Here is a 7,223-nt window from a genome sequence, read left to right as displayed (position 1 = left end):
TCCTGCTCGCCGGTTGCGGGGAGGAGGGCACCGGCTCGGCCACGGACGACCCCACGTCGTCGGCGTCGAGCACCCCGGCCCCCACGTCGACGACCACGCCGACCCCCACCGACGAGCCGCCGGCCACTGAGCCCGCCGGCGACGGGGCGACCGTGCTCGGCCTGGTCCACGAGACCAACGCCGGCGGCAGCGTGTCGGACCAGCTGACCCCGATCGACGGCGACGGCCTGCTCGACTTCCTGACCCAGCTCGACTCCTCGAGCCTCAGCGAACAGGTCATGACGATCGCCGAGGACAACCCGCCCACCGACGGCCACCGGTTGATGGCCGCGGTCGTGGCGATCGGCTGCGACGTGCCTCCGGGCGTGACGGTGACCGCCGCGTTCGACGACAGCGGGACCTGGGCGGTCGTGCCCGACAAGGTCACCGCGCCGCTCCAGGAGTGCCTCGCGCCGGTCACGACCGTCGCGGTCGTCGACGTCCCGCTCCAGGGCTGACGCCGACAGCACCTAGGGAGCCGTGTAGGTCACCTCGAGCGCGTTGGCGACCAACCGCTCCGCGCCGTCGGAGGGGCTGTTGACCACGCCGATCGTGCCGTTGGCACGCCGCGCGACCATCGTCGTCGAGCCGCCGCCGTCGAGGTTGAGCGCCTCGTCGGCGCCGAGGTCCTGCATCATCTCGGCGAGCTCGACCATCGTGTAGCCGCGGCTGAAGCTCTGCCGTCCGTCGATCGCCAGCAGCAGCACCTCTCCGGTGTCGCGGTCGATGCCGATGGCCGTGCGGGGGTGCATCTCGCGGTCGTTGATGACCTCGAAGACACCGTTGCGGATCAGGAACTTGTTGCCGGTGATCGCGACCTGCGGGCGCCCCTGGAGCCACCCCTCGACGTCGACGCGCGCACCCTTGGCCAGCCCCGCGAGCCGCCGGGCGCCCTCGCCGCGGCCGACGAGCAGGAAGCCGCGGATCACTGTGTTGGAGGGCAGCTTGTTCTTGGTCTCGACCACGCGGCCGTTGACCACGCGCACCATGCGGACGGTCTTGGTCTGCCCACCGGTCCAGCGGTAACCCGCGCTCGCGCCCCACGCCGGGGTGTAGACGCCGATGCCGCCGGGCCGCACCTCGGGGGAGTTGACGTTGGTGATGCGCAGGTGGGGGCGGAACCTCACGGCGGCCTTGAGCGGCAGGTAGCCGATGTCGGGACGCCCGGCCTTGTCCAGCCAGAAGGCGGAGTTCCACCCGCCGCGCGGGGCGTGGAGCAGCCCGCGCTGACGGTCCTGGCCGAGACCGAGGGGCGCCCCCGTGTCACCGATGTCGAAGAAGTCGCCGTTGACCCCGGCGACGGCCCGGTCGCGGGCGATGATGTCGCTGACCTGGTCCGTACGCCGGACGGCCCCGGCCGATGCGTAGTCCAGACGCAGGCCCGGGGTGCTCAGGTCGACCGCGAGGAGATGGGCCCGGATCGGACCGCGGGCGTCGGTCTGGCTCCAGGTGGTGTAGGTGACGCCGGGCGAGACGACCCGCTTCGACGAGGGACCCACGCGGGTCGAGAGCCGCCGGACCAGCGGTGACATCGGCGCCGCGACGGCGCCACGCACCCGGTCGGAGGTCTGGGGGAAGCGTGCCTGGCTCAGGCGCTGCTCGGGCTGGCTGAGGCCGTCGGGACGGGCCGGCGGCTCGAGGCGGTCAGCGCTCGCACCGCTGACCGGGGCCGGCGGCGCCGCGAGGAGAGCGCAGACCAGCACCAGGCCTGCGATCCGGGGAAGTCGGGTGCGCATCCAGCCCAGGGTAAGGAGTCAGCGGCCCACAACGGGGAGGTGCACGACCGTGTCGTCGATGACCACGGCACCGGGGGTGCGCGAGCCCATCGTCACGAACGTGTCGCTGACCGGCGAGACCAGGAGATAGAGCGTCTGCCCCGCCGGCACGTCGATCGCGACCGACGGCAGCGCGACGCGACGCGCCACTCCCGACACGGGGGACGGCTCGCTGAGGGGGAGCACGTTGTTCTGCACCAGGTGGGCGTCGAGCGGCGTGGTGCCGACGGCGAGCCCGTAGAACGCCCGGTTGTTGACCCCGAGCGCCGTGACGGAGCCGGTCAGGTAGGACGAGCCGGCGATCCGGATCGGACCTTCGGCGACCGCGTAGGACACCGGCGCGCCGGCCGGTCCCGCGGTCGTGGCGACCGTGCCGACGTCGTACGTCCTGGTGGGGGCGACCGAGGAGACGGTCGTGCAGGTGCTGTCGGGGGTGGCGAGGTGGATCTTGCCGAAGCCGCCGAGCCTGCTCGGCTGGCCCTTCAGCACCTTGTCGAAGAACTTCACCGTGAGGGCACGGAAGTCGCCACCGCCGAGCTTGCGGCTGCACGGGTCCGAGGTCACGCTCACGCCCTGGGGAAGGGCGGCGGGCAGCACGTGGCCGCCGTTGTAGCCCACGAAGATGCTCTGCTTGCGCGCTCGCGGGGTGATCGCGCGCTGCCAGTTGCGCAACCCCTGCTCGAGCGGGAAGAGCGAGTCGGTGGTGCCCTGGCCGAGGAGGACCGGGATGTCGAGACGACGCCCGGCGTCGACGTGGTGCTTGGGACCGTTCTTGGCGAAGAACGACACGAGGTCCTCGGTGCCCGGGACGGACCCGTCGGGCAGGGTGCCGAGGGCCGCCCCCTCCACGAGCGCCTTGTAGACGCTCTCGGGCAGCGCCTGCGTCGACAGGGCCGCGGCGCTGAGCGCCAGGGCCCAGGCGGTGCGTACGACGCCCTCGGGGGCGAGGCTCTGCGACAGGTCGTGCCACGTGATCTCGGGGGCGAGGGCGTCGAAGACCGGCGTGCCCTTCAGGCGCAGCGACTCGAAGGCTCCGAGGAACTGGTAGCCCCCGCCATAGCTGCCGCCGATCGCGCCGAGGCGCGGGTCGCCGGGGGCGTCCTGCTGCACCCAGCGGAGCTTGCTGACGAGCCGCACGAGCGCGCGGACGTCGTGGCCCTCGAAGTCCGGGCTCTCGACGTGGGCCTTGCCCCCGGAGGCACCGAAGCCGCGCTGGTCGAAGGAGAGCACGCCGTAGCCGGCCCTCGTGAGGCTCGCGAAGTCGGCCGGGTCGGTCGTGCGCATGCCGCCCCAGCCGTGGGAGTGGATGACCATCGGAACGCGCTTGGCCGAGCTCGCGGTGGCCGGCTTGAAGATCGAGTAGCAGATCTTCACCGGGGCGCCGCCCGGAGTCTCCGGCACGCTCGAGAGGCAGCCGTTGGTGACGCTCACGCCCGGCTTCGCGGACACCGGAGCCGGTGCGCCGGAGGCGGCCGTGGTGGCCGGCACTGCGGCCAGGGCGGCGGCGAGCAGCGTGGCACCGAGCGGGATGGCGAGGCGTGAGGTCATGCAGGATCAACTCACGGGAGAGACGAAGGTCACGCGCTGTGACCGCCGTCACCTGCTCCTGGCTAGCCGCAGGGAGTGTCGCCGACCAGCGCGAGACCGCGCAGGTCACCGCGGCCCAGGCGGGTGACCTCCGTGGTGCGATACATCAGCTGCGAGGGGTCGTCGACGTGGTCGAGGCCGACCAGGTGGGCGAGCTCGTGCAGCACGATCGCGCGCTGCTGCTCCTCGGCGCCGCGGAAGCGCTCGATCTCCTCGAAGGCGTCGCTGTCGAGGACGACGCGTCCGGTGACGTACTGCGCCAGCACCCCGTCGCTGGTCGAGATCGGCCCCGCGAGACCGGCGACGTCGCCCTTGAGACCCGGGACCTCCTCGGAGGTGGCCCAGCCGATGAGCACCGGGCGCGGGTCGACGCCGGCGCGGAAGCGCTCCTCGAAGGCCCGGTCGTCGGTCGTGCCCTTGTCCTCGAAGACCAGCCCGGTGGCCTCGCTGATCGTGTCGACCGCGTCGTCCACGAGCGACTCCCAGTCATCGGGCGCGCCCTCCGGGTTGACCTCGTAGGGGATCGGTCGGCACGGGTCCCAGCCGATCGGGTCGTCGGTCCCCGGCACCGTGGAGAGGAACCGGTAGGCCCCCGAGCTCCCGCCGTCGACCGCCGCGCCGAGCCGGTCGTCGAGGCCGAGCAGGGCACGCAGCTGGTAGGCGCCGGGCACCACGTTGAGCAGCAGCAGCGCCCCGATGAGCGACAGGGTGACCCCGACCGTCACGACCGTACGACGGCGCTCGCCCGGGGTGCGTCCGGCAGAGGCGGCGCCCCGCACCGCCGGGGCACGGCGCCGGCGGCGAGGGGGACGGCGTACGCGCTCACGGCGCAGCGGCGTGACCTGGCCGCCGTCCGGTCCCTCGTCGGTCGTCTCGAGGGCGCGGATCTGGCGCAGCAGGTCGCGCTCCCACTCGCGCTGCGCGCGACGCTCGGACCACCCCACGTCAAAACTGTACGCAGCGACCCGCACCCAGGACGGCGAGGCCCTGGAGGTCGCCGGGGCCGAACGTCTCGCGCCCGATGTTGTCCTCGTGCATCAGCTCACCCGCGTCGTCGACGTGCGCGAGCCCCATGACGTGGCCGAGCTCGTGCATCAGGATCGCGCGGGCTCCGCCCTCGTCGCCGTCGGCCTCGAGGCGGGCGTAGGACTCCGCGTCGAGGATGACCTTGCCGGTGACGTAGGTCGTGTGGCCGTCGACGGTGATCGAGTCGGGGCCGGCGACGCCGGCGACGGTGCCCTCGAGGTCGGAGATCTCCTGGGGCATCGCCCAGCCGATCAGCACCGGCTCGAAGTCCGTGGGGCTGCGCACCGAGCGGTTGAACGCGCGGTCGGAGGTGGTGCCGAGGTAGGCGAAGTCGAGCCCGGTCGCCTCGGCGACCTCGTCGACCGCACTCGCGACGAGGTCGACCCAGCCGGCCGGCGCATGGGCCGGGTTGACGACGTAGGTCACCGGGTGGCACGAGCTCCAGGTGACCGGCAGGCTGCTGCCGGGCTGGGTGAAGAAGAAGGCGTGGTGGGGGCCGGGGGTGCCCTCGTCGGCACCGCTGGCGGGATCGCTGTCACCGGTCACCGAGGCCACGGCGAGCAGCACGCCGACGACCGCGCCGCCGCCCAGGGCGAGCGGGACCTTCATGCGCCCCCTCCCCGTCGTAGGGTCTGGCCGTGGAGTGGCCGGAGCAGGGGAACGCCTTCGTGGCGGGCGACAACCTCGACGTGCTGCCGCTGCTCGCGCCGGGGAGCGTGGACCTGGTCTACATCGACCCGCCCTACAACACCGGCAACGACTTCGCCTACCGCGACGACATCCGCGGCGTCGACGGCGCGACCCGCCACCAGGCGTGGGTGGCGATGATGCGGCCGCGGTTGGTGGCCGCTTGTGCCGTGCTGGCCCCGACGGGCGCGATCTTCGTCAGCATCGACGACAACGAGGCCGCCCACCTGCGGCTGCTGATGGACGACGTCTTCGGCGAGGCCCAGCTGCTGGCACAGGTCGTGGTCAACCTCAACCCCAAGGGACGCCAGCTGGGCAAGGGGTTCGCGACGAGCCATGAGTACCTCCTCGCCTATGCCCGGGATGCGAGTGCGTGCGTGCTCGACGCGAGCACGACCGAGACGGTCAACGAGCGTGACTTCCCGCTGACCGACGTCGACGGTAGGCGCTTCCGTCACCTCCCGCTGCGGAACACCAACAAGAAGTTCAACCCCGCCACGGCCCGCACGCTGCACTTCCCGGTGTGGGGCGACCCGGCCTCGGGGGCCGTGCGCACGCTGCCCTTCGACGGCGCCGTCGAGATCGCCCCGGTCTTCGGCGACGGCACCCCGGCGGTGTGGCGCTGGAGCCGCCCCCGCATCGACGAGCGGCCCGACGACCTGGTGTGCCGCACGATCAAGGGCGTGCGCGGCGAGCGGGTCGACGTCTTCCAGAAGGACTGGCTGCACCGTGACGGCGGACGTCGCAAGAAGCTGCGCACCATCTGGTTGTCCGACGAGATCGGCTCGACCGACAGCGCCGTCGTCGAGCTCAAGGAGATCGTGGGGCACGTCTTCGAGTCGCCCAAGCCGACCGGCCTGGTCCGGCGCATCCTGGGCACGATGCCCGACGACGCGCGGGTGCTCGACTTCTTCGCCGGCAGCGGCACCACGGGTCACGCGGTCGCGCTCGCCAACGCCGAGGACGGCGGGCGCCGCACGTGCCTGTCGGTCAACTCGACCGAGCCGACCCGGGTCGGCTCCAACGCGCAGCTGGCCGGCTACGCCACGGTCGCCGACATCACCCGGGCCCGGCTGGCTGCCGTCGACGCGCTGCTCGGGTGCGGGTTCGTCGACCTGACGCCTGCCTAGGACCAGGCACGGGGTGTTTTCCGTCAACCGCGGGACGGGCCGGCGCTTACCGGATCTGCCGAGAGTCGGATGCTCCGTAGCCGGACGTACTCAATGGGGTTTAAGCCCTTGCCGTCACGCTGAGCACGGCGACGAACTCACCAATAGGTACGTTCGGCTACGTGGCCGCACGTCCGCTGATGCCGCCGAGGGTGCGCGGTCATGCCGAGAGTCGGATGCTCCGTAGTCGGACGTACTCAATGGGGTTTCAGCCCTTGCAGTCACGTTGAGCACGGCGACGAATTCACCAATACGTACGTTCGGCTACGTGGCCGCACGTCCGGTCATGCCGCTGATGGTGCGCGGTCGTGCTGATGAGCCGTCGTTGCCGGGGAACGGCTCAGGATGGGCTAAGTCGCGTGCGCTCCAACCGCATCTGCTCCACGTCGGAACGCATCGAAGACTGGGTGCGCTTGCTGAGCCGACGAAACTGCATGTCGAGGGCGGCCACGGCTTGAATGTGGCTGAACCCGAAGGCTTCCTGCAGGGCCTCGACCGTGTCGTCTATCTCGGTCCCGGAGAGGACGACATCAGTGAATCGATGAGGGTCGTCCAGGACTCGCAGTAGGCCATCGAGAATGTGGAGCCGGTACTCCAACTCCTGCAGTCGCTCAGCAGCAGTCTGTTCGCTTGCCATGGGCAGCAACCTACACAGCGGCACTGCCAAACGAACCGTCCCGGCCCACCGGCTCGACAGTCCGCTCATGCCGCTGATGGTGGCGGTCATGCCGATGACAGTGCGCGACGTCGTGCCGAGAGTCGGGCGCTGCGTGTCGTCCTGGGAGACTGGCTTCATGACAGTTGAAGTTGTGGCTTACCGAGAGGAATGGCCTGCGCAGTTCGCCGTCATTGCTAGCCGGTTGGGTGAGGCACTGGCAGCCGTCCCATCTGCCCGGGTCGAGCACGTCGGCTCAACCGCCATTCCGGGCTTGGTAGCGAA

Annotated in this window: 7 protein-coding genes and 1 pseudogene; 3 read left to right on the top strand and 5 right to left on the bottom strand. The window is 71.3% G+C overall.

The annotated features are described in order from the left end of the window. Nucleotides 1-497: pseudogene (locus tag AAG827_RS21645) on the top strand (hypothetical protein); the annotation flags it as partial. A 12-nt stretch (nt 498-509) separates the two neighbouring features. Here AAG827_RS21645 and AAG827_RS21640 read toward each other — a convergent pair. The 4 genes from AAG827_RS21640 to AAG827_RS21625 all read right to left on the bottom strand — a co-directional run bounded on the left by AAG827_RS21640 (nt 510) and on the right by AAG827_RS21625 (nt 5,036). Then, the gene (locus tag AAG827_RS21640; RefSeq protein ID WP_341928279.1) at nt 510-1,775 is read right to left on the bottom strand and encodes a phosphodiester glycosidase family protein; all 1,266 of its coding nucleotides are present in this window, start codon (nt 1,773-1,775) and stop codon (nt 510-512) included. Between the two features lie 18 nt (nt 1,776-1,793). Then, on the bottom strand, nt 1,794-3,362 hold the full coding sequence (locus tag AAG827_RS21635) for an alpha/beta fold hydrolase (protein WP_341928278.1): 1,569 nt from the start codon (nt 3,360-3,362) through the stop codon (nt 1,794-1,796). 62 nt (nt 3,363-3,424) lie between these two features. Further along, nucleotides 3,425-4,345, bottom strand: a complete 921-nt coding sequence (locus AAG827_RS21630) for a matrixin family metalloprotease (protein ID WP_341928277.1) — start codon at nt 4,343-4,345, stop codon at nt 3,425-3,427. 1 nt (nt 4,346) lies between these two features. Continuing rightward, a complete protein-coding gene (locus tag AAG827_RS21625; RefSeq protein ID WP_341928276.1) occupies nt 4,347-5,036 on the bottom strand; it encodes a matrixin family metalloprotease in 690 nt (229 codons plus the stop codon). Between the two features lie 29 nt (nt 5,037-5,065). Here AAG827_RS21625 and AAG827_RS21620 point away from each other — a divergent pair, with 29 nt between their 5' ends. After that, nucleotides 5,066-6,244 carry a site-specific DNA-methyltransferase gene (locus AAG827_RS21620; RefSeq protein WP_341928275.1) on the top strand — a complete coding sequence of 393 codons (1,179 nt, stop codon included), beginning with the start codon at nt 5,066-5,068 and terminating at the stop codon, nt 6,242-6,244. A 379-nt stretch (nt 6,245-6,623) separates the two neighbouring features. Here the strand turns inward: AAG827_RS21620 and AAG827_RS21615 are convergent, their stop codons facing one another. Then, nucleotides 6,624-7,010, bottom strand: coding sequence for a hypothetical protein (locus AAG827_RS21615; RefSeq protein ID WP_341928274.1), 387 nt, complete (start codon nt 7,008-7,010; stop codon nt 6,624-6,626). On the opposite strand from AAG827_RS21615, the gene AAG827_RS21610 reads away from it, so the two are divergent. Continuing rightward, the coding region (locus tag AAG827_RS21610; RefSeq protein ID WP_341928273.1) for a GrpB family protein at nt 6,988-7,223 on the top strand (236 nt) is incomplete at its 3' end. The genes AAG827_RS21615 and AAG827_RS21610 overlap by 23 nt on opposite strands.

It is taken from the genome of Nocardioides psychrotolerans (assembly GCF_943371775.1).
Lineage (GTDB): Bacteria > Actinomycetota > Actinomycetes > Propionibacteriales > Nocardioidaceae > Nocardioides > Nocardioides psychrotolerans_A.
The sequence above is the reverse complement of the archived record's forward strand: the minus strand, read 5'-3'. Positions and strand labels throughout refer to the sequence as shown.